We start from the raw sequence: 22,641 nt of genomic DNA on the forward strand, positions 1-22,641 counted from the left end.
TGACTATGTGCACTTCGCGGGATGGAAGACCATGAAATTTATTGGAAAGCTGCTTCTTTACGTGCTGATCGCCCTTGCAGTGGCGATTCTCGGCCTTTATTTTCTACTGCAAACCCGCTGGGGGGCAGAGCACGTCAGCGCCTGGGTTTCGGAGAACAGCAGCTACCATCTGGCGTTTGATGCCATCGATCACCGGTTTTCCTCCCCTTCCCATATTCTGCTGGAAAACGTCACCTTTGGCCGGGATGGTCAGCCCGCAACGCTGGTCGCTAAAACGGTCGATATTGGGCTGAGTAGCCGCCAAATCACCGACCCGCTGCACGTAGACACCATTTTGTTGCAAAACGGCACACTGAATCTTTCCCAGCAAACCGCGCCGCTACCGTTCCAGGCCGATCGCCTGCAATTGCAGGATATGGCGCTTAACAGCCCCGGCAGCGAGTGGAACCTCAGCGCCCAGCGCGTTAACGGCGGCGTCATTCCCTGGAGCCCTGAGGCAGGTAAAATTCTCGGGAGCAAAGCGCAAATTCAGCTCAGCGCCAGTTCGTTGACGCTCAACGATGTTCCAACTACCAACGTCTTGATTGAAGGCAGCATCGACCATGACCGGGTGACGCTAAGCAATATTGGCGCTGACGTGGCGCGTGGGGCATTAACCGGCGTAGCGCAACGCAATGCCGACGGAAGCTGGGTTGTGGAGAATCTGCGCCTGAACGATATCCGGCTGCAAAGCGACAAATCGCTGGCCGACTTTTTTGCCCCGTTAAGCACTATTCCTTCCCTGCAAATTGGTCGTCTGGAAGTGACGGATGCCCGTCTGCAAGGCCCCGATTGGGCGGTGACGGATCTCGATCTGAGCTTGCGCAACATGACCTTCAGCAAGGACGACTGGCAAACTCAGGAAGGCAAACTGTCGATGAATGCCAGCGAGTTTATTTACGGCTCTCTGCACTTCTTCGATCCGATTCTGAACGCCGAGTTCTCACCGCAGGGCATTGCGCTGCGCCAGTTCACCACCCGCTGGGAAGGCGGTATGGTCAGAACATCCGGAAACTGGATGCGCAGCAACAAAGCGCTGGTCCTTGACGATGCCGCTATTGCTGGTCTGGAATACACGCTGCCGGAAAACTGGAAGCAGCTGTGGATGAAACCCCTGCCAGCGTGGCTAAACAGCCTGACGCTGAAGAAATTCAGCGCCAGCCGCAATCTGGTGATTGATATCGACCCGAATTTCCCGTGGCAGCTCACCGCGCTGGACGGCTACGGCGCTAACCTCGGGCTGGTACAGAACAATCAGTGGGGGATCTGGAGCGGGAGCGCCACCCTCAACGCTGCCGCAGCCACCTTTAACCGTACGGATGTGCGTCGTCCTTCTCTGGCGCTAACGGCAAACAGCAGCACCATCAATATCAGCGAACTGAGCGCCTATACGGAAAAAGGACTGCTGGAGGCTACCGCCAGCATTTCGCAGCTACCTCAGCGCCAGACGCAGGTCAGCCTGAACGGGCGCGGCGTGCCAATGACGATCCTGCAGCAGTGGGGCTGGCCCGCACTGCCGCTTTCCGGCGATGGCAACATCCAGCTTACCGCCAGCGGCAATATTCAGGCCGATGCGCCGCTCAAGCCAACGGTCAACGGTCAGCTGCATGCGGTGAACGTGGAGAAACAGCAGGTAACGCAAACCATGCAGGCGGGCGTGGTTTCGGGGAGTGAAGTCACTGCACCACCACCCGCACAATGATTTATTGCCCGGTGACGCTTCGCTTACCGGGCCTACTCACGCTCATAAGCGAATATATTCACTGCACAACAGCCATTTCACCGGCTCGTCTTCTTCAATCACCGGGAAGCGACCGCCAGGTTCCAGAAAGTGGTTGTCATGCTGGTCGTCATTGACCATCGAGATTTCCCAGCCCAGCACGAACGCCTTCTCCGCCCAAAAGCGATGATACAAGCGCGGTGGCAGGCACACTCCTTGTCCCGGTTTCAATACCAGCGTCTCGCCAGCGTTAACGGTACGCCGCTGACCATCCACGCTAACCTCAACAACGCGTCGGGCGTCATACTCATCATCAGGCGTGACCCACGCCAGCTGCATACATAAATCACCGCCGCCGCGATTAACGATATCTTCCATTTTATGGCGATGAAAATGCCATGGCGTTTGCTGATCCTGCTGAATTTGCAGCATCTTTTCGGCATACGATTTGGGGTAATCCGCTGACCCCATCAGACCATTGCGCAACGTTAGTAACGTCAGCCCCGTTTGCGCAAAATCTCCGTGCCCGAAGTCGGTAATATCCCAGCCCAACTGGAGATCGCGCACTTCACGCCACAGAGTTTGATCCTGTTGCCGCCAGGCATCGACCGTAAAATACGCAAAATCAGGCAGACAGACCCGAAAAGTCTCAGCGATGGCATGCGCTTTATCGACGGCATAATTAATGTGTGAACGCTTCATTCCACTTTTCCTTGTTGCGAAAGAGGCGGGTCGCCCCGCCTGCATGCCGTTAGTAAAGTGATGCTTTGCCGGTTGAACCGAACAGTTTCATTTTGTGGCGGATCACGTCCCGCGCGGCGCTAATGGCTTCCGGATAGATTACGTTCGGGTCCCACCAGGTTTCTTTCGCCAGGATTTCGCGGACTTTCTGGAAGTAGGCGTATTTCATATCGCTGGAAATGTTGATTTTGCCAACGCCTAGCGTCACGGATTCGGCAATTTCCGCATCCGGGTTCGCGGAACCACCGTGCAGCACCAGCGGAATACCCACACGCCCGGCGATATCGCGCAGGATGTTCATTTGCAGCTCAGGCTGCATCCCTTTCGGGTAGATCCCGTGCGCGGTTCCAATCGCCACCGCCAGCGTGTCTGCACCCGTTCGGGCGATAAAATCCTCAGCCTGAGCAGGATCGGTATAAGTTACTTTCGACACGCCGCCTTCCACTGACGTCCCAGTCTGGCCAATCGTTCCCAACTCCCCTTCCACCGAAACACCTACCGCATGCGCCAGTTTGACCACTTCGCGGGTCAGCGCCACGTTCTCTTCATATGGTAGCAGCGAGCCATCAATCATCACCGAGGTAAACCCACACTGAATCGCTCGCAGGACATGCTCAACCGAAGCGCCGTGGTCCAGATGCAGAGTAAAGGGAACCGGGCTGCGCAGGGTGATATCACGGACATAGCTAAAAAACGCATCGCCGACAAAATCATGTTCGCTGGGGTGAATGGAGATAATCGCCGGGGTATTGGTCGCTTCCGCTTCTTCCACTACTGCGCGTACAAAGCAGCTGTCCGCCACGTTGAATGCGCCGATGGCAAAACCGTGCTGACGGGTAGGTTGCAGTAATTCTTTCATCGAAACTAACATGTTAATTCTCCAGTTTCAGGGTGTAGAAAGCCCTGCCAGTGCGTCATCGCAGAGGCATAGAAGGCGTTACAGAAAATGAATCAGGCTTTGCCGATAGCGCCGCTGGCCTGCAGGTACGGAATAATGGCTTCCTCGCAGGCCTGTTCCATCAGGGCCAGGGCATCAACGAGTTCACCGGATGTGTCGCGACACAGGGTATGCAGTAGCGCAGCCTTTCCGGCTTCGAAAACCGCCGCACCAACGTTTATCTTGGCGACACCAAACGTCGGGCAGCGCTGTAGCTGGTCAAACGGCGTTCCGCTGCCGCCATGCAGCGCCAGCGGCACCGTTGATAACCGGGCTATTTCCTCCAGCCGCTGGAAATCAATAGCAGGAGTGATACCCGGCGCGTACATGCCGTGTGCCGTACCCACCGACACCGCCAGCAAATCGATCCCGGTCTGTTGGATGAAGGGTTCCACGTCGGCGACCTGGGTCATCAAATCAGCGTTAGCGGCGTGGTCATAGCACGGAGCATCGGCCAGATGGCCCAGCTCGCCTTCCACGCACAGAGAAACGCTGGCGGCAAGCTCAACCACCGCCCGGGTCTGGCGAATGTTCTCCTCCAGCGCAAAGGCGGAGGCGTCGATCATTAAGCCGCTGAATCCGGCGCGAAAAGCCTGGCGAATGCGTACAGGATCCTTTCCATGATCCAGCGCCAGCGCGACCGGTACCGAGGCTTCCTCTGCCAGCGTTTTGACCACCGCTGCCGCTATCGGGGCCGGAAAATGCTCCAGATGCCCCTGATACAAATTCAGAATGATGGGCGCACGGTGTTTCTCCGCCACTCGCACCGCTGCGCGGGCGCTTTCCAGGTTCATACAGTTGATGGCCAGCAGCGCGTACTGCTCGCGCCAGGCTTTGGTCACCATGCTTTTCATATCGGCAAACATACGGCCTCCGGTTATTCCAGGGTGAAGGTGATTTCTTCGTCTTTCAGCTTTTGATCGCTGAGTTCGTCAAACTCTTCATCACGCTCGGTTACCGGTTTCTTCCACAGCGACAGCATGACGCCACAAATCAACGTACCGATCCCCAGCGCCAGGCAAAACAGCAACGGATGCGTAAAGAGCGGAACCACAAACATGCCGCCGTGCGGTACCGGACTTTCGACACCCCACACCATAATCAGGCCACCCGCAATCGCCGAGGCCACCACGCAGGAGCCCACCACCCGCAGCAGGTCGCGCGCCGCAATCGGAATAACCCCTTCGGTAATCATGCAGATCCCCATCGGGAATGCGGCCTTCAGCGCCTCACGTTCCGCACGGGTGTACTTGTGACGCGTCAGCAGGAAAGAGAGCGTAATGCCAAATGGAGGGATCATCGAACCAACAAACTTCACCGCTTCCGGACCGTACACGCCGCTGACCAGCATGCCGTCAGCAAACAGCGACATGGTTTTATTCACCGGCCCACCGAAGTCGAATGTCGCCATCGCACCGAGGATAGCGCCCATCAGAAAGCGGGATCCGCCCTGCATGGACTCCAGCAGATGAATCAACGCGTCCTGCAGCCAGGCAATCGGCTTGCCAATCAGCGTCATCATCAACAGGCCACCAATGACGGTACTCAGTACCGGCAGCACCATAATGGGCATCAACCCCTGCATCGACTGCGGCAAACGGATATAGCGCTTGAGCAGCAGGACGGTATAACCGACCAGAAATCCGCCCAGCATCCCACCGATAAAACCGGTATGAATTTCTCCGCAGACGAAGCCGACAATCAGGCCCGGCGCGAATCCCGGACGGTCAGCAATGGAGTACGCAATCGCCGCACTAATCAGCGGTACGATTAACCCCATCCCCCAGCCGCCAATCTGGTTGAGCATCCAGGGAATGGTTCCTGTTTTTTCACCGACGTTAGTGCCGCCAAGTATTTGCCCGAGAGCAATACAGATCCCGGCGGCGACAATTAACGGGATCATCCACGAAATTCCCGTTAATAAATGTTTTTTTATTTCCTGAGATAGCGGAATTTTATTTTCACTCATGTGAAACCCCTCCAAAATGAGGATCGCTACTGGTTATTATTAACTAATGATTTTTCGACCTTTTCAAGAAACTGAATGGGCGATTTTATGACGATTTCAGTTTTTACTCGCACAATGCGTTTGTTTGAAAATCGCTCCTCCCCTTTTATTTTTACATCGACAGCAAGAATTACGACATCAGCCGCAGAAATATCCTCTGTCAGCAGTTCGTTTTCTGTGCCAATGGTGCCCTGGGTTTCAACCTTTATATTATGACCAAGCGCTTTAGCACCTTTAATTAACTTCTCACGGGCAATATAGGTGTGCGCAATACCCGCCGTACAGGCGGCAACACAAACAATATTCATAACATGCTCCACATTTTATTTAGCAGACATTGGATTCAGCATATTGGCTAAAAAGCTCAATAATTTTTTGTGGACTACTTTCAACTAATAGTTGTTCAATAATGTCGTCATCTGCCAACGCGCCAGCAACCTGCGAAAGCAGACGAATATGGGTGGTGTTTTGATCTTCAAGACGTACGGCAAACAGAATAATGCACCGTACATTGCTGCCGTCCAGGGTTTCCCAGGGAATATCCTGGCGGGTACGCCCAATCGCCAGCGTGGTATTGACCACCGCCGAGGATTTTCCGTGCGGGATCGCAATATGGTTTTCGAAGCCGGTCGAGCCTTCTGACTCACGTTGCCAGACATCCTGAATAAACGTTTCGCGACAGCTAATTGCTCCATCTTTTTGCAGAATATCCGTCAGTTCCTCAATAGCCTCCGTTTTGCTTGTAGCCTTCATGTCCAAAATAACGCGATTTGTATTGAGTATTTTCGTGATGTCCATCAATCATACCTCATGGAGTTCAGACATTAATTTTCAACGACCAGCGACGTCGCCCGATGTAATTTTTCCGTAATAACCGTTTCTGTTACCCGCTTAATATCCGCATCATTGAAGAAGGCAGTGACATACACGACCGGCATGGCAACCGCGGGTAAATTAATCGTCGATACCACCAGTTCAATATCGTCCGTCAGTACAGAGGGCAGGCTGCCTGCCGACACCACGCCGACGATAGTCCAGTCCGGAAAGGCGCGCAGAATACGGCTTTTGAGTAAGTGAGAAGTGCCGATACCCGTTGAACAGACCAGTAGTACGCGTTTACGCGCTATCTGACGCTCCATTGCGGCCTGAAAATGCACGGTTAAATATCCCACTTCATCTTCCGACACGGCCCGCTCGCCCCAACCGCTAAACACCCGATTCACCGCACACTGGGTCAGACGCCACACGTCCTGCAACTCGCCTTTGATATCCTCCAGCAGCGGATTACGAATGCGGATCTGGTAGTTCAGTCGGTTAATCAGCGGCTTAATGTGGATCAGCAATCCGTCATACAGCGCCGTGTCCTGGCTAAGATCGCTGTCGACCATCTCGGCGAAGGTGGCAATCAACCGATGGGTAATCAAACGCGCTTCGTCGCTGGAGTGCATATGACCAATCACACTCACGTCATTATGCTCTTCAATCACCACACCCGAGGAGATAATGTATTGATATATAAACCAGACTTCGTCTTCTGGCAGCGGGTGGGCAATGCGCTTTTCGATATGCTGAATCATGCGACTGGCAATGGAAAATATGTTCTCATCACAGGTAGTGATGCTCTCTTCTTTTCTCGGAAGCGCATTGCCCCGCGTGATGCGGTACATCATGATCAGAATATGGGTAAAGATATTGACGTAATAAGGCTCGCCGAGCGACCAGCACAGGTCGTTCTCCATTTCCTGCAATAACGTCTGGACAAATAAAACGTCTTCTTCGCCAAAGTAATGCACTAACGCTTTATAACTGCCCGGATCCAGGCGTGAATAAATCACGCTGCCGGGTTCATTATGGTTAATCACACCGTTAATCAGCGATGCCATCGCCTGGCGCACACCGCTCTCGCTACCTTCAATGTGCGTGCCGCTCTGACTACGAATCAACGACAGGCCCAACGGGGTAATCCAGGATTCAATTACTTTCAGATCGTTAACAATCGATGCGCTACTAATGAAATAACGTTCGGATAATTTACTGATCGACGTTTCATGCGGCGTTTCGCTTAATAACTGTGAAGCTATCTTGACTCGCCGTGAATTATTCATCATGCCGTCAGCATCATCACCCTCCGATCCTAATAACTGGTCCATATATAAAAGGTCGGTAATATTATCTGCACTTAATATCACCCCAGCACCAGCACGTTTATCGATAGTTATTTTCCATTCTGATAACCATGGTTCCAGTAAGCGCAGATCGCGCTGCACAGTTTTCTCTGAAACAGATAAATACTCGGCAATTTTCAGCAGCGTGACATATTCCTTCTTAGACAGAAGAAATTTTAATAATCTGTTTTGTCGCGAGGTAATCATTTGCATTATTTACCCTTATTACATACCAGATTAAATATCTATACCCGTCATACTTCAAGCTGCATGTGCGTTGGCTTTCCTCGCTCACCCCAGTCACGTACTTATGTACGTTCAGGGGATTCGCTGCGTCGCCGCCTTCCTGCAACTCGAATTATTTAGGTTATAAAGAAGCATTGATGCTCCACGTGTAATCCGTGATGATAAATATAAGAGGACTACGATGCGCCAACAATACTAAATCGTGTCCTGTATTCCGGACAGAAATAAGACAAAAAAGGGAAATAGTGAGATATTTACGGCGCAGATCACATTTTTCGTGGGATTCAGAGTGATATCGCTCGCAAATATGGGGAGATAAAAATTTAATTCAGGATGTTTTGGATTTTCAGATCTGGAATGCTGCTCGCAGCGTGGGCCGGATAAAACGCATTGCGTCGCCATCCAGCCCACGTTGAGATTTACTTACAGGGTAATCGTCAGCACATCCGCATCCGGCGTGACAACCGTTCCCCACTCACTGCCCACAGACGAGCCGCCCTTCACGCCGCTAACCTGCGTAATATTACGCAGACACAGCGTCCAGTTACGCGCTTCGCCACTTCCTTGCACGGTGATGGTATTATCCGTGCGCGTCGCCTTCAGCGTGAAGATAACCGAACCGTCAGCCGCCGGGACTTCACAAATCGCCTCCCGACCCTCCTGCAGATGGAACAGCTGGAACGCCGTCCCTTCGTGCCAGGCGTAGTCCGGCTTCTGGTTATTGCAGCCCAGCGCCAGCAGTGTATTGTCACGCACATAAACCGGCAGACTCAGGAAGTCATGCTGCTGCTTATGCCAACGGCTGCCCACCACCTCGTCGTTACGCCACAGATGCGTCCAGCGTCCTTCCGGCAGATAGAACTGCACATCACCCGCCTCGCTAAACACCGGCGCAACCATCACGCTATCGCCCAGCATGTACTGGCGGTCGAGATAATCACATGCCGGATCGTCCGGGAACTCCAGCATCATTGCGCGCATCATCGGTGTTCCGAGTTCATTGGCGCGCGCCGCTTCGCGATACAGGTACGGCATCATGCGGCATTTCTGCTCAGTGAAGTAGCGCACCACGTCGCAGGATTCATCATCGTACGCCCATGGAACACGGTAGGATTTACTACCGTGCAGGCGGCTGTGGCTGGAGAGCAACCCGAACGCACACCAGCGCTTGTAGACGTGCGCCGGGGCGGTATTCTCAAAGCCGCCAATATCGTGACTCCAGAAGCCAAAGCCGGACAGGCCGATGGATAAGCCGCCACGCAGGCTTTCGGCCATTGATTCATAGTTGGCGTAGCAGTCGCCGCCCCAGTGCACCGGGAACTGTTGCGCACCCACTGAGGCCGAACGGGCGAACAGCACGGCCTCTTCTTCACCGACGGTCTCTTTCAGCACGTTCCATACCAGTTCGTTGTAGATGTACGCATAATGGTTGTGCATTTTCTGCGGATCGGCACCGTCAAACCACTTAACGTCAGTAGGAATGCGTTCGCCAAAGTCAGTTTTGAAGCAGTCAACGCCGATATCCACCAGACCTTTCAACTTGTTGGCATACCACTCGCAGGCTTCAGGATTGGTAAAGTCATAAATCGCCAGGCCCGGCTGCCATTTATCCCATTGCCACAGGGAGCCGTCCGGGCGCTTGAGCAGATAACCTTTCTCTTTCAGTTCATTGAACAGCGGGGATTTCTGGCCGATATAGGGGTTTATCCATACGCAGACCTTCAGCCCTTTCTCTTTCAGGCGGCGGATCATACCTTCCGGGTCAGGGAAGGTCACCGGATCCCACTCAAAGTCGCACCACTGGAAGGCTTTCATCCAGAAGCAGTCGAAATGGAAGACGTGCAGCGGCAGATTGCGCTCGGCCATCCCGTCGATAAAACTGTTCACCGTCGCTTCATCGTAATTAGTGGTGAACGATGTAGTCAGCCACAAACCGAATGACCAGGCTGGCGGCAGCGCCGGACGACCGGTAAAGCGGGTATAGCGATCCAGCACCGCTTTCGGCGTAGGGCCGTCGATGACGAAATATTCCAGATACTCGCTTTCAACGCTGAACTGCACTTTTGACACTTTCTCAGAGCCAATTTCAAACGACACGCACTGCGGATGGTTTACCAACACGCCGTAACCACGGTTGGTGAGATAAAACGGGATGTTCTTGTAAGACTGCTCGGTACTGGTGCCGCCATCGCGGTTCCATGTTTCCACCGTCTGGCCGTTACGTACCAGCGCAGTAAAGCGCTCGCCCAGACCGTACACCGTTTCGCCAACGCCCAGATCCAGGCGTTCAAACATATAGTTTTTCCCGCTGTTGGTGTCCTGCACGTAGCCGTTATTTTTCAGCTGGCTGCCGGTAATACGTTCGCCGTTACGCAGGAAATCCAGCGACCAGAACTCACCTTTAGTGACCCGCACGCTCAAATTTCCGCTTTTCAGTTCGGCAAATTCAGCGGTGTTTTGTATCTCTACGTTGACGTCCTGCAGCACGTTCAGCGGATAGTGCGGACCGTTATTCAACGCGCCCTGGAAATGTTCCATACGCACGCCCACCACGCCTTCCTGTGGCGAGAAAAAGCGCAGGGTGAAGAGTGGAGTATCCAGTTGCCAGGTACGTTCACGCACATCGCGCGGCGCAACGTAGACAATCATCTCGTTACCCTGTTGCTCGACCTCGAATACCTGAATCGGGTGAGTTAAATTCAGGCCAGGCTGCGTCAGCCAGTTTCCGTCGCTAATTTTCATCGTTGGTTCCTTAGTTCTGTAATTCTTTCGTCGAAAAATCCTGCTGATTGCGGTGCGCACCCTGAGCCAGCTGACTCATGATTTCCGTCAGATACGGCGTTTTCAGGGTATAGAAGCGTTTGGCAATCACGGCACTCAACAGGTAACAAATAGCCGGGACAATCGTGAACAATGCGATAATGATGCTAATGGTGGCGCTGTTCTGGGTTTTCGCTGCGGCATCGTAACCGCCGCCCGCCAGCATCCAGCCGATCATCGCCCCGCCGAGCGCCAGACCCAGCTTGAGCACGAACAGCGTGCCCGCGAAGCTGATCCCCGTCAGACGTTTTCCGTTACACCACTCGCCGTAATCAACGGTGTCGGACATCATCACCCACTGGATTGGCGTCACGAGCTGATGCAGTACGCCAATCACGAAGATGAAGGCGAACATGGTGAGATTTGCGTGCATCGGCACAAAGAACATTGCCAGACTGACGACCGCCAGCAGGGCGTTCGTCCACCAGAAGACGCTGACTTTGCATTTCCAGTCAGTCAGCGGTTTTGCCAGCGCAGAGCCGATAAGATTGCCGACGCAATAGGTGGTGAGGAAGGCGACAAACACTTCCGGGGTACCCAGAATCCAGGTGACGTAATACATCATCGCCCCGCCGCGAACGCAGACGGCAAGGATGTTGAGGATGGTCAGCAGGCCGACGATACGCCATTGGTCGTTCTGCCAGATGTCGCGCAGGTCTTCACGCATTGAGTTGCTGCTCGGCGGCGCTTCCACACGTTCTTTGGTGGTGAAGAAGCAAAATGCCAGCATCAGGAACGCCACAATCGAGAGCACGGCAATCCCGCCCTGGAAGCCCAGCGCTTTATTTTCGCCGCCAATCAGATTCACCAGCGGCATCATCAGCACGGTGGAGAGCATGCCGCCCGCCGTCGCCAGCACAAAGCGCCATGACTGCAGGGAGATACGCTGCGTTGGGTCATTGGTTATCACTCCGCCCAACGCGCAGTAGGGAATATTTACCACGGTATAAAGCAGGGTCAGCAGCGTGTAAGTGATTGCGGCATAAATCATTTTGCCGTGCAGGCTGAGATCCGGCGTGCTGTAGGCGAGCACACAGACCAGACCAAATGGCAGAGCGCCAAACAGCACCCATGGGCGGAATTTCCCCCAGCGTGAACGGGTGCGGTCGGCGAGCAGTCCCATGCAAGGGTCTGAGATAGCATCCAGCGCGCGAGCCAGTAAGAACATGGTGCCGACAAAACCGGCCGGGATACCAAAAATATCGGTATAGAAGAACATCATATATAACATAACGTTATCAAAGATGATGTGGCTGGCGGCATCGCCCATGCCGTAGCCAATCTTCTCTTTAACGGACAAAATCTCACTTTTCATTACGCATCCTTGTTAGCACTTTCACACGCACTGATACCGGTTACAGTTCTTGTAAACCATCCCTGTGAGCGCGGGTATTCCGATATCTCGTTATCAAATTATGATTCTTGTTTTCTGTGATCAGAGTAGCGTCAAAAAATGTGTCTAAGTGTAAGTAATGGATTTTGCGGGGATTTATTTGAAACTGGTCATGGTATGGAGAAACGGAAGTTAAAAAAGTGAGTGAGGGGGTGTGGAAACGTTTGGAAGTAGCTATAATGCGCCCCGCCTCCATGTAGCAATCGAGGCGCGGAAGATCGTCATCTCCGGTGAGGTGGCTGGACTTCAAATCCAGTTGGGGCCGCCAGCGGTCCCGGGCAGGTTCGACTCCTGTGATCTTCCGCCAAAATTCTCATATCATCCCAGCCATTTGCCATATATTCTCAGCATATGCATGCTTTTATAATTCTCGTCCACAATATCTATTTTCATTTGAGAATCCCATATGAGCACTGCCCTTACGATCATGGCCATTGCTGCTACTGTAATTAGCCCATTATTAGCCATTCAGACACAGAAATTTATAGAAAGATATTCTCAGAAAAAATCATTAAAAATTGATATATTTAAGCAACTTATGGCTACTCGATCTCAGAACTCTCGACTGTCTAATGAACATGTTCGCGCATTAAATATGATCGACTTAGCATTTTACGGAAAAATAAAAAGAGGAAGAACCAAGAGAAGCGATTCTGAAAGTAAAGTATTATCTTCGTGGAAACTTTACTTTGCACATTTAAATACATCTTACCCTGATAATGATAATGCATCTGGCACCATATGGAACCAAACAAGCAACAATCTTTTTCTAGACTTGCTATCAGATATAGCGAAAGATATTGGCTATGATTTTGAGCGAGTTCAATTACAAACAGCCATATATTCACCTATTGCCCACGGGGCAATAGAAAACGATAAATTAAAAATTAGACAGGGGTTGGCTGCAATATTCTCAGGAGAAAATGCCCTAAAAATGGAAATTATTAATATTCCCGCAAGACAGGGCAATTAATCTATTCACTATTTATCCTGTGGCTCAATACCTAACCGTTCCAACTCCTTTCTCCCTAAAGTTTTGAGCCAATTCCCCAAACTCATCCCTTCGGCCTTTGCCGCAGCCTCGAACTGCGCCTTTAACTCGGGAGTGATGCGAATCTGGAAAGTTGGTGCTTTTCCGGATTTAGACTGATTTGGATCGCGTTTAGCCGTTGACATGTACGTACCTATAAGAGCAGTATACCACCAACCAGGTACGTACCTTTATATCTGGCGACCTGATTTATAACGCCCTCGCCTGGTATTCGCAGTACCCGACGAGAGCTAACCTCATCAACTATCAAGGAGTTGATTATGGCTGATTCGCATTCTACCCTAGACACCGACCAATCCGGAACCGAGCGTTCGGTAATTGTGGGATACCGCCCTAATGTTTTCGACAAATCTACACCCAAAATTATCCTTTCCGGCAAGTGGCTACGCGAAGCGGGGTTTGATACCGGGCAACAGATTACCGTAAAAGTGATGAATGGCTGTATCGTCCTGATGGTCTATGGCGAGCAGGAGCAACGGTTGCAGGATGAGTTGAAAGAGGCACATCAGAAGCTGAACAGAATCGAGAGCACATTGGCGACTCTCCAGTGAAGCACGGCTGAACCTGCAAGCGGTACTTACAGGTTCACCTGGTGCCGGATGGCGCTTACGCTTATCCGGCCTACTTTCACAATACCCTCTGTCTGACCACCCACCTCATAGTGACCCCCAGAAAGATATCGACTATAATGAACGAATCGAACGATTCATGCGAAATGGTGGCAATATGCATACTCTTACGGCAAATGAAGCCAAAACCCAGTTTGGCGATATGCTACTTAAAGCGCAGCGAGAACCTGTGCAAATTAACCGTAACGGTAAGCCTGTTGCAGTTGTCGTCTCCATTGAGGACTATGAACAAATGGAAGCCATGAAGCTCCAGTTACTGAAGGCCAAAATTCAGCGTGCTCAAAACGATATTCATTTGGGCAATATTGTTGATGGTGATGCTTTTTTTGATGAGTTGATGGATCAACACAAAGGATAAAAAGTGAGTTACAAACTTACTGGAGAAGCACAGCGCGATATTATTGAAATCCGTGATTACACATCAAGAAATTGGGGCGCTAAACAGTCCAGGGATTATCTTAGAAAATTACGTGGCGTTCTCTCTCAGTTAGCTGAAATGCCAGACATGGGGCATCATCGAATTGATGATTTTGGTGCAGATATTTACAGCTTTCCTCATGTTAGCCATATGATTTACTACAGTGCACAAGACACAAATATTGTTGTACTGGCAGTCTTACACCAAAGCCGAGTACCAACAAAACATCTCGGACAACGTTTGTAGCCCGCCACCTTATTTGCCGGATGGCGCTTGCGCTTATCCGGCCTACGATTGCCACAAAAAAGAAAGCCGCCGATCGGTGAATCAGCGGCTTTTCCATTACTCACTTACATTAGAAATTATATTTCACGCCCAACATACCGCGGGTATCGCTGTAGCCTTTATCACCGACCTGTTGGGCCACGTTGCTCCACACGTTGAGTCGCGGAGTGATTTGACCTTCAACGCCGACTTTCAGCTCGCCGATGTTTTTGGTGCCGCGCATGTCATTGCTCACATCGTCCATCTTCACGCTGGTCGTCTGCGTGTTGTGGATCCAGTTGGCTTCAACAAACGGCTGGAACTCGCGAGATTTACCGTCGTCGATAGCGTTGTGCCCGTTGATAAAGGCTTTCACACCCAGACGGGTCATCAGGTTGCCATCGGTGTTGTCCTTCACGCGGGTACCGTTCGCTTCGCGGTGACTGTCGGCTTGCACGTCCATCCATACCACCTGCGCTTTCGGTTGCAGCCAGTAGCTGTTGCGTTCGCTTTCACCCAGTTTGAAGCTGTAACCGGCTTCAACCGAAGCGGTTATCCCGCTGGATTTGTATTTCTCTGCTGCCTGCTCCTGGCCCATCACTTTGTTATCAAACCAGTTGTACAGCGCCCAGGTATCCACGTAGGTGCCGGTCTTGTCGGCGTCATTGGCATACCATGTGCCATACAGCCCCACGCTGTAACCGGTGACCTGACCACGTGAATGGTAGCCGGTCAGGCTGGACTGCGTGCGGTTCTGGCTGTTGGCATAACCTGCCATCGCGCCAAGGTGCCAGCGGTCAAGACCGTCGCTACTCCACTGCGCCAGGTCGCCGCCTAGCTGCATCACATAGCTGTTGCTTTGGGTTTTCAACTGCCCGCTACCGTCTTTGAAGCGGGTATGCGCCCCAACGTTACGCATCCACAGGCTGGTAACTTTCTTCTCGCCTGTCAGCATATCGACATACTGCGTTTCACCCAGACGATCGTGCAGTCGGGTCATAAACAGCGTGTTAGCCGCATAGTTGTTCGCCAGATAACTGCCTGCTTCCGGACGGTATTGCTGCTCAGTGACAGGAGGCGCAACAGGTTCTTCCGGCTCAGGGATAATCGGGTCTACAGGATCGACCGGGTCTGGATCAATAGGGTCAACCGGGTCCGGATCAACAGGGTCAGGGTCATGCGGATCGACGGGGTCCGGGTCTTCCGGATCCGGCGGAGCAGGAATAAAGCTGGTCAGATACCAGTTACTGCCTTTCTGCACCACGTTATAGTCGTACGCTCCGGCAACAATACGGCCCGCTTTCTCAAAAGTACCGTCAGAATTACCGGCCACTTCGATGATCTCAATACCTTCAATGGTCTGCGCCCCGGTTCCGCCAATGTTATTCACCGCCACAAACGCATTACCCGCGGTGTTGCCGAGCACTTTCAGCTTGTCGGTTTCGGAGGTATCGTCATTCAGGACAGTATTGAAAACCAGTTTGCCGCCGTTCCCGGTAAAATCTTCATTGATGGTAAGCGTCTGCCACGGTTCGCCGTCAGCATGCCCAAAGTTCACCACTGACCCGCCGTTCAGCGTCAGGTCGGTGAGCGTTGAACTGTTAGTCATGTTCCAGGTCGCGTCGCTCATTTGCAGCGAGATAACGCCCGTCCCGGCAGTGGCGCTGGTGATGTATGACGCCCCGCTCCACAACGAGTTGTCGGTCATGTTGAGCTTAATGGTACTGTTTTGCTGCGGCAGGCTGCTGGTTGCAGCAGTCGCGCCAGCGGCATGAAGATCGCCGTCGATAAGAAAACGCCCGCCAGTAGAACCGTCTACGATGCCGCCCGTTTCAGTGCTGATGGCATAACTTTCGTTGCTGTGATCGCCCGCCATCGTAATGGCGGCACCGCCTGCCAGGTTTATCGCCCCGCGTGAAGTCGCATACAGGCCGCGTGGCGCTTTGCTGTATGACGCCGCTTTCGCCGAACTGTTCACGTTGATCGTTGCGTTTTCACCGAGATTCACGGTCGCGTTGGTGGAATAAACCGCATGAGCGCTGACGCCGTTGACCGTAATCGTCGCGTTGTTGCCCAGTTCCGTTTTGGACGATGAGGCGGCATAAATCCCCGTTGAAGAAGCACCCGAAGTCTCGATGGTGGCGTCATTGCCAAGCAGTATCGAGGAACCGCTCTGCCCGGTGCGAAGACCCTCTGAACTGTCACCGATCGTCACAATGTGTGCCCGGTCGCCGACCACAATTGTATTTTTGGCCTGCGTGGCGTCTTTCATCGCGTTTGCTGTGATACCACGTCCCTGGGAACCGGTAGTTTGAATATACAGATCGTCGCCGACGTAAATGCTGGCCGAGCCCTTCCAACCCTGGCTATAGGAGTTGTAACCGGCATTAATCCCGTCACCATCCTGACCGTCCACATAAATGCTGGTGCGATCCCCGGTGATGATAAAGACCGGGTTATCCGGCGTATTGGCCCCGTGCGTGCGGATACCGTCAACATCTTTACCATTATTGGCGGCATTCTTCGACTGCGTGCGAATCGTCAGGTCGTCCCCAAAAATAACGCCCGGACTACCCGTTGTACTGTTCTGAATAACGGTAACAGAGTGCTCAAAAGCTTCAGCGCCGGGTCCATTAATCGTTAATCCATTGCCATAAACGGGAATAGTGCCCGCACTCCATTGATAAACATAATTCGGCATGGCGCTGGTTTTAGCGAAACTGGCATTTGCCTGCGCTGGAATTATTGCCTGCAATTCCGGGGGCAGACTGCTAACCAGTCCGGTGGAGGGTAGACTATCAACGTCAACCCATGCCGCTTGAGCTGAAAATACCATAGAGGTTAATGCGGCTGAAACCGCTATGGCAATACGAGAATAAGATTTGGGATTTGGCATATTAGCCTCCTGCTTTCAGGCGTAGAGCGTCCACCACATCGCAAGGATGTGAAAATAATAAAACTCAAAAATACGTTATAAAATATTCGACAATATTTGATGAATACTATGGCCTAACTTATCTTCAAGCCTGAGCTTGTAGACATATATTTTCTTAATATCGATATTATCTATTTTGGTAATTTGCTGAATACTTTTCCCTGACACAAAACGCTTCAGTAATATCATTTCAGTATAGTTAAGTGAGCGTCCACGTTTGCTGTTAGCGAGATGACCAGTAAAGAGTCGCCTAATTTTCTGATGTTGAACTTCGTCATCATCATCAGAATATATAATCCCTTGTATTTTATTGCTTTTGGACAGCCAGTAGTTGGCTAACGGCGCCAGGTTCCTGTCTGCTATCAACACAATATGCATACCGCTGTAGGCAAGCCGGTCAACCCATTGCGGGTCGGCAAACAGGCGCAGATTCGGGAAAGAAAAGTCCACAAAAATAAACCCACGCGACAAATGGTTTTGATTATTAAGCAGAAGCTTTTCAATAATTCCTTTTTGCAGAAAGCCATTCCCCTCAGGCCAGATCGCAAATGCGGCACGGTGACAGTAACTGGCACGAACCGCAGTATCCGGAAATAATTGACAGGATAATTCACAGCTTATGCAACGAACAGTCTGTGACGGTGATCTCTTCATCAAAAATGACTCCTGTTATTTTTCCATAAATATTTCATTGGTAAATAAATGTGTCAATCCAACACGTAGTACGTTCCTTGTCAGTTAATAACAGTGGCGCTAATAAAATGTAATAAACTCCTGATGCACTAATATGTATGGTCTGTGAGTAATACGATTGCGCTAAGCTTATTTACGCTTTATCTCAGAATAACAACCTATGCATTAGGAATTTTATGCATAAATTCAGATTCCAGGATAAACAGTAAAAAAGCACTATTTGCTAAAAAATAACCTGCGTAAAAGTTACTTACTAATTACGTAATTCTGATAACTCAATCACCCTTGTCATGTTGTGGACAAATATAAAGATAATTCAGATAAAACTGTAATGAATTCTCATTATTTAACCTTAGTTAATTCTCACCTAAGAAATAAGATTACTAACATATTGTATTTAAAGAGATTTTAACTAATTAGTGAAATTCTTATCTTCGTTCATGAACAAAGAGTGAGGCGCATTTTCGATTTGGATGTAAAATTTAAAGGATGCGTTAGCACACGCTGTGATTCGTTTTGGTTACTGAGGGCTGGGCAATTGTACCTTATCAATCAGTTGGTCGAATTTAATCCTGATAGCAAAAGTCTGGTCAATCGTCAGACCGGGCGAGCAATTCAGCTCCAGCTCCCTGCCTCGCTCTGTTTTCTCTATTTAATTACTCACGCAAGTGACATTGTTTCCCAGAACACGTTGATGACAATTGGTTGGGGTGAAAGAAATAATGTGACCACCACCAACACATTTTACCAGGCTATTCTGACGCTACGAAACGCGCTGGCGGACGTGGGGTTGCCTCGTGATACGGTGAAAACTATTTCCCGACGCGGGCTCAGATTAAATGAGAATACGCAAGTAGAGACAATAACGCTTCAACAGAGTGAAGTTTCCCCGCCGCCGGTTATTGAAGAAATCCCCCCCGCAAAGATAATTCCTTCGACACCACAACAAACGACGCAGATACCCTGGTTTGAGGTTTTATTTAGCGTCAGTGTCGTGATTGCCACGTTGATCATCTGGCTGGTGTGGTATCAAACGCGCCCTGTTATGCCGTTTAGTAAATTTGTCCAGGCTTCCATGCAGACCCCATCGCGGCAAAATTGCAAAATCTATTACTCACCAAATGAACACGACCAGCAAGGCTATTTCAATCTGATGCAGTTACATCCCTATCTCTGTGAAAACAACAAGCACGTGTTTCTTACCGGTTACAGCAAAGCGGAAAGGATCGTGGCATTTGTCTGTGATAAAGATGCACGGGTGGATGCTAACGCATTTTGTACTACTCATTATTACTGGATGCGCGGGCAATGAAAAAAACACGCCACCTTATAGTGCTCGTGGCCGGGCTGGTTACTGTGCTCGGTTCAGGCGGATGGTTATGGCATTCACGCTATGCCGACAAACCGCTGAATTGCATCGGTAACATGGAATGGAATATTGGCAGCAACCGCTTTACCGGTACGTTATCGTTTCGGATGTACAACAGTGAAGGCCTGGCCACTATTACCGGCAAACTGTACGGGCGTAATACCTCAGACATTAGCAGGAACATCTATTTTAACTACACCCAAAAGCGCGATGCCCGAGTGCTACAGGCGATGCAGGTCGTCAAAACCTTCGCTGACACCGCTGATGAAGCGGATATTAACGACACATTACCTGGATTTTACCGCCAAAGCGGACGAAGCCTGAGCCTGGTCATGGAGGAGTATAAAGGTGCATGGATTTTTGCCAGCTCCAATGTGCCCTCGCTGTATTGCCGCAAAAGGTAACGTCATATCCGGAAACAAAAAGCACGGCCCCTCAATGAAATTCACATTTGTCATCATTGACTTACGCGACATGGGTCACTGAATCCACACATAACCCATTGCTATTCTTCATCGCGAATCAGGAAACATCCTGAATATCATAATATCCGTTGCGTAATAATTAAGCGAAATGGGCGTTATATTTTGCCCAGAAGACTTCAACCTACGGATGGATATTTGGAGAAGACGTGGGCAGGGGCGTTTATCTCTCTCGCGAGCAATGTCTGAGCGTTCAGGCGTTATCGCATTTCAGGAAACGGTGTGTTTCCGGTGTATTTTTGGCGTACATATGAGGGATACGTAATGTTTACTTTTAAAAAGTGCCTGATTGCACTTTCTATAAATTTGGCCGTTGTTTCATCAGGTTTTGCTTGTACGACCCTGCTGGTCGGCAACGAAGCATCAGCGGACGGCTCCATGCTGGTCGCCCGTAGCGCAGACAGCGATGCCCTGAAAGCACAGCATTTTGTCATTCATCCGGCAAAGCAAAATCAGACCGGGGTATACAGCACCAAAGCACATAATGGTGCGAATGATTTTACCTGGCCACTGCCGAAAAACTCTCTGCGTTATACCACTGTCCCAAACTGGAAAACCCAACTGCACGGCGCGACCGGATTTAACGAGCTGGGTGTCGGCGTGAGCGGTACAGAATCCATTTTTGCCTCACCGAAAGCACTGGCCGCCGACCCGTACGTTGAGGATAAAGGGATCACCGAAGACGATATCCCGGATATTCTGCTGTCACAAAGTAAAACCGCACGTGAAGCTGTGGCGCTGTTGGGCCATATCGTTGAGACCGTCGGCGCAGGCGAAGGTTTTGGCGTTGCCGTCGTCGACGATAACGAGATCTGGTACCTGGAAACCGGTAGTGGCCACCAGTGGATGGCGCAGCGTCTGCCGAATAACCAGTATTTTGCTACCGGTAATCAGGGCCGCTTACAGGATTACGATCCTAAAAATCCGGACATGATGGCGTCAAAAAACCTGATTCAATTTGCGACTGAAAAAGGACTGTACGATCCGGCGAAAGACGGTAAATTCAACTTCTCCAAAGCCTATACCCGTGATGACGAGCGTGACCGCACGTATAACGACCCTCGTGTATGGACCATCCAGAAAGAATTCAATCCTTCCGTAAATCAGGATATGGCCAAAGGGCGCGAATTCCCGGTCTTCATGACGCCTGAGAAGAAAATGACGCTGGACGATGTGAAGGCCGTGTTGCGTAGTCACTATGAAGGGACCAGCCATGACCCGTACACCAACGGTCTGAACGGCAAAGAGCCATGGCGTCCGGTCAGCGTTTTCCGTACCTATGAAGCGCACGTCATGCAGGTCCGTCCGTGGTTGCCAAAAGAGATTGGTGAAACGACCTACATTGGCCTGGGCATGGCTGACCTCACCGCCTTTGTTCCGTACTACAGCGGCCTGAAAGCGTATCCGGCTAACTACACGATGGGTACCGATAAAGCGGACGATCAGTCTATCTACTGGAAATATCGTAAATTACAAACGCTGACGATGACCGATTATCCGAAGCTCGCACCAGTCGTCAAAAAAGCCTACAAAGCGTGGGAAGACAAAGTGGCGAAGGAGCAAAAAGAGGTCGAAGCAGAGTATCTGAAGATGGCGAAAACCGATAAACCCGCCGCGGATAAGATGCTGAATGACTTCAACCTGCGCATCATGGCCGACGCCGAGAAGCTGACGGAAGATCTGACTAATCAGCTCTTTACCATCCGCACTAAAGACATTCAGTCTGATATTTTCTTTGCGAATGCAACGAAAAAAGACTGAGTAACGACGCGATAGTATTCTGGCGTAAAGCGCTTATTAGCTTTGCGCCAGCATTTCACACCGCGCCTTCACCGCCTCGTGCAGAAGGCGTACCGCGGTTGAAAGCTGCTTCCGATGCGGGCAAATCATATTCAGCGGGACTTTCTCTCCCTGATAATCCGGCATCAGCAGTTGTAATCGACCGTCACGCACATCCTCGCTGACATCCAGCCACGACTTGTACGCCACACCTTCTCCGGCAATCGCCAGGCGCCGGATCACTTCCGCATCGTCACTCATAATGGTGCCGTTAACCTGCACACTGCTGACCTCGCCGTTGCGCGTAAACGTCCAGCGATCGTGCAGGCGGCCGCGTAATACGAAAGTCATGGCGTTGAGCTGTGTTAAATCATCCAGTTTTTGCGGCGCGCCGTTTTGCTCAACCCATTCCGGTGATGCCACCAGCACGCGTCGGTTACCCGCTGCAACCGGCAGCGCAATGTAGGACGCGTCTTCGGTGTTGCCATAGCGAAACGCAACATCGACGGGGTCTTTAAAGACATCCGTTACCTGGTCGGAGAAAAAAATCCGCAGGCGCAGCGCGGGATAGCGGCGTCGAAACGACTGAAAGACCGGTAGCAGCAGGTTACGACCGAGATCGGAAGGCACGGCGATTTGCAGCGTGCCTGACACTTCATCTTCCGGGGTCTGAATTTTTTGCAGCCCGGCATGCATTACATCCAGCATCTGGCGGGCATAGGGTAACCAGACTTCACCTTCTGGTGTCAGGCGCAGGCTGCGCGTGGAGCGGGCGAACAAGCGGATAGCCAACGTAGACTCCAGGCGCTTGATAGCTGAACTGACCTGAGCAGGCTGAACGCCGACTTCGCGCGCAGCATCACTAAAACTATTCAGCGCCGCGGCGCGGACAAACAACGTGAGATCTTCAAGCCGGAACATTTTCACTCCCCGAGTATAAGTCCTGTCGCCA

The 22,641-nt window shown here is 51.3% G+C and carries 21 protein-coding genes and 1 tRNA gene; 9 read left to right on the plus strand and 13 right to left on the minus strand.

Annotation, left to right across the window (positions count from 1 at the left end; genetic code table 11):
* Positions 1 to 31 precede the first annotated feature (31 nt).
* Positions 32 to 1,741: an AsmA family protein gene (locus tag SK38_RS21505; RefSeq protein WP_048237020.1), complete on the plus strand. Its 1,710-nt coding sequence runs from the start codon at positions 32 to 34 to the stop codon at positions 1,739 to 1,741.
* 42 nt (positions 1,742 to 1,783) lie between these two features.
* On the opposite strand, the gene SK38_RS21510 is transcribed toward SK38_RS21505, so the two are convergent.
* The 9 genes from SK38_RS21510 to SK38_RS21550 all read right to left on the minus strand — a co-directional run bounded on the left by SK38_RS21510 (position 1,784) and on the right by SK38_RS21550 (position 11,991).
* Positions 1,784 to 2,461, minus strand: a complete 678-nt coding sequence (locus SK38_RS21510) for a D-lyxose/D-mannose family sugar isomerase (RefSeq protein WP_020996051.1) — start codon at positions 2,459 to 2,461, stop codon at positions 1,784 to 1,786.
* A 49-nt stretch (positions 2,462 to 2,510) separates the two neighbouring features.
* Positions 2,511 to 3,371, minus strand: a complete 861-nt coding sequence (locus SK38_RS21515) for a ketose-bisphosphate aldolase (RefSeq protein WP_048237021.1) — start codon at positions 3,369 to 3,371, stop codon at positions 2,511 to 2,513.
* 80 nt (positions 3,372 to 3,451) lie between these two features.
* Positions 3,452 to 4,303: a class II fructose-bisphosphate aldolase gene (locus SK38_RS21520; RefSeq protein ID WP_008786487.1), complete on the minus strand. Its 852-nt coding sequence runs from the start codon at positions 4,301 to 4,303 to the stop codon at positions 3,452 to 3,454.
* 11 nt (positions 4,304 to 4,314) lie between these two features.
* Entirely contained in the window at positions 4,315 to 5,406 is a 1,092-nt protein-coding gene (locus SK38_RS21525; RefSeq protein ID WP_048237022.1) for a PTS fructose transporter subunit IIC, read from the minus strand.
* A 26-nt stretch (positions 5,407 to 5,432) separates the two neighbouring features.
* Complete coding sequence (locus SK38_RS21530; protein WP_003827230.1) at positions 5,433 to 5,753, minus strand: PTS fructose transporter subunit IIB; 321 nt, start codon at positions 5,751 to 5,753, stop codon at positions 5,433 to 5,435.
* 19 nt (positions 5,754 to 5,772) lie between these two features.
* Entirely contained in the window at positions 5,773 to 6,243 is a 471-nt protein-coding gene (locus SK38_RS21535) for a PTS sugar transporter subunit IIA (protein WP_008786490.1), read from the minus strand.
* Between the two features lie 26 nt (positions 6,244 to 6,269).
* Positions 6,270 to 7,823, minus strand: a complete 1,554-nt coding sequence (locus SK38_RS21540; RefSeq protein WP_048237023.1) for a BglG family transcription antiterminator — start codon at positions 7,821 to 7,823, stop codon at positions 6,270 to 6,272.
* 456 nt (positions 7,824 to 8,279) lie between these two features.
* Positions 8,280 to 10,598 carry an alpha-xylosidase gene (yicI, locus tag SK38_RS21545; RefSeq protein ID WP_048237024.1) on the minus strand — a complete coding sequence of 773 codons (2,319 nt, stop codon included), beginning with the start codon at positions 10,596 to 10,598 and terminating at the stop codon, positions 8,280 to 8,282.
* Between the two features lie 10 nt (positions 10,599 to 10,608).
* The gene (locus SK38_RS21550; RefSeq protein WP_048237025.1) at positions 10,609 to 11,991 is read right to left on the minus strand and encodes a glycoside-pentoside-hexuronide family transporter; all 1,383 of its coding nucleotides are present in this window, start codon (positions 11,989 to 11,991) and stop codon (positions 10,609 to 10,611) included.
* Between the two features lie 290 nt (positions 11,992 to 12,281).
* Here SK38_RS21550 and SK38_RS21555 point away from each other — a divergent pair.
* Positions 12,282 to 12,376 (plus strand) — tRNA-Sec (locus SK38_RS21555).
* A 99-nt stretch (positions 12,377 to 12,475) separates the two neighbouring features.
* Positions 12,476 to 13,042, plus strand: a complete 567-nt coding sequence (locus SK38_RS21560; RefSeq protein WP_048237026.1) for a DUF6680 family protein — start codon at positions 12,476 to 12,478, stop codon at positions 13,040 to 13,042.
* Positions 13,043 to 13,050: 8 nt separating this feature from the next.
* On the opposite strand, the gene SK38_RS21565 is transcribed toward SK38_RS21560, so the two are convergent.
* Entirely contained in the window at positions 13,051 to 13,245 is a 195-nt protein-coding gene (locus SK38_RS21565) for a toxin-antitoxin system HicB family antitoxin (protein ID WP_008786495.1), read from the minus strand.
* 135 nt (positions 13,246 to 13,380) lie between these two features.
* Between SK38_RS21565 and SK38_RS21570 the strand changes: the two genes are divergently transcribed.
* The 3 genes from SK38_RS21570 to SK38_RS24510 all read left to right on the plus strand — a co-directional run bounded on the left by SK38_RS21570 (position 13,381) and on the right by SK38_RS24510 (position 14,413).
* Positions 13,381 to 13,671, plus strand: a complete 291-nt coding sequence (locus SK38_RS21570) for a SymE family type I addiction module toxin (RefSeq protein WP_048237027.1) — start codon at positions 13,381 to 13,383, stop codon at positions 13,669 to 13,671.
* Positions 13,672 to 13,846: 175 nt separating this feature from the next.
* Positions 13,847 to 14,107, plus strand: a complete 261-nt coding sequence (locus SK38_RS21575) for a type II toxin-antitoxin system Phd/YefM family antitoxin (RefSeq protein WP_008786497.1) — start codon at positions 13,847 to 13,849, stop codon at positions 14,105 to 14,107.
* Positions 14,108 to 14,110: 3 nt separating this feature from the next.
* Positions 14,111 to 14,413 carry a type II toxin-antitoxin system RelE/ParE family toxin gene (locus SK38_RS24510; protein ID WP_075553080.1) on the plus strand — a complete coding sequence of 101 codons (303 nt, stop codon included), beginning with the start codon at positions 14,111 to 14,113 and terminating at the stop codon, positions 14,411 to 14,413.
* Positions 14,414 to 14,522: 109 nt separating this feature from the next.
* On the opposite strand, the gene misL is transcribed toward SK38_RS24510, so the two are convergent.
* Positions 14,523 to 17,327 (minus strand): intestinal colonization autotransporter adhesin MisL, encoded by a 2,805-nt coding sequence (gene misL, locus SK38_RS21580; RefSeq protein WP_048237028.1) that lies wholly within the window; start codon positions 17,325 to 17,327, stop codon positions 14,523 to 14,525.
* A gap of 75 nt (positions 17,328 to 17,402) precedes the next feature.
* On the minus strand, positions 17,403 to 18,020 hold the full coding sequence (locus SK38_RS21585; protein WP_032945410.1) for a helix-turn-helix transcriptional regulator: 618 nt from the start codon (positions 18,018 to 18,020) through the stop codon (positions 17,403 to 17,405).
* A 577-nt stretch (positions 18,021 to 18,597) separates the two neighbouring features.
* On the opposite strand from SK38_RS21585, the gene SK38_RS21590 reads away from it, so the two are divergent.
* From SK38_RS21590 to SK38_RS21600, 3 genes are all read left to right on the plus strand, one after another.
* Positions 18,598 to 19,371: a winged helix-turn-helix domain-containing protein gene (locus SK38_RS21590; RefSeq protein ID WP_048237029.1), complete on the plus strand. Its 774-nt coding sequence runs from the start codon at positions 18,598 to 18,600 to the stop codon at positions 19,369 to 19,371.
* The gene (locus tag SK38_RS21595) at positions 19,368 to 19,832 is read left to right on the plus strand and encodes a hypothetical protein (protein WP_003827183.1); all 465 of its coding nucleotides are present in this window, start codon (positions 19,368 to 19,370) and stop codon (positions 19,830 to 19,832) included. Before SK38_RS21590 ends, SK38_RS21595 begins: the two co-directional genes overlap by 4 nt.
* Positions 19,833 to 20,174: 342 nt before the next feature.
* Positions 20,175 to 21,671, plus strand: a complete 1,497-nt coding sequence (locus SK38_RS21600; protein WP_048237030.1) for a C69 family dipeptidase — start codon at positions 20,175 to 20,177, stop codon at positions 21,669 to 21,671.
* Between the two features lie 36 nt (positions 21,672 to 21,707).
* Here the strand turns inward: SK38_RS21600 and SK38_RS21605 are convergent, their stop codons facing one another.
* On the minus strand, positions 21,708 to 22,610 hold the full coding sequence (locus SK38_RS21605) for a LysR family transcriptional regulator (RefSeq protein WP_020996048.1): 903 nt from the start codon (positions 22,608 to 22,610) through the stop codon (positions 21,708 to 21,710).
* Positions 22,611 to 22,641 lie beyond the last annotated feature (31 nt).

Source organism: Citrobacter sp. MGH110, assembly GCF_001037515.1.
GTDB lineage: Bacteria > Pseudomonadota > Gammaproteobacteria > Enterobacterales > Enterobacteriaceae > Citrobacter > Citrobacter portucalensis.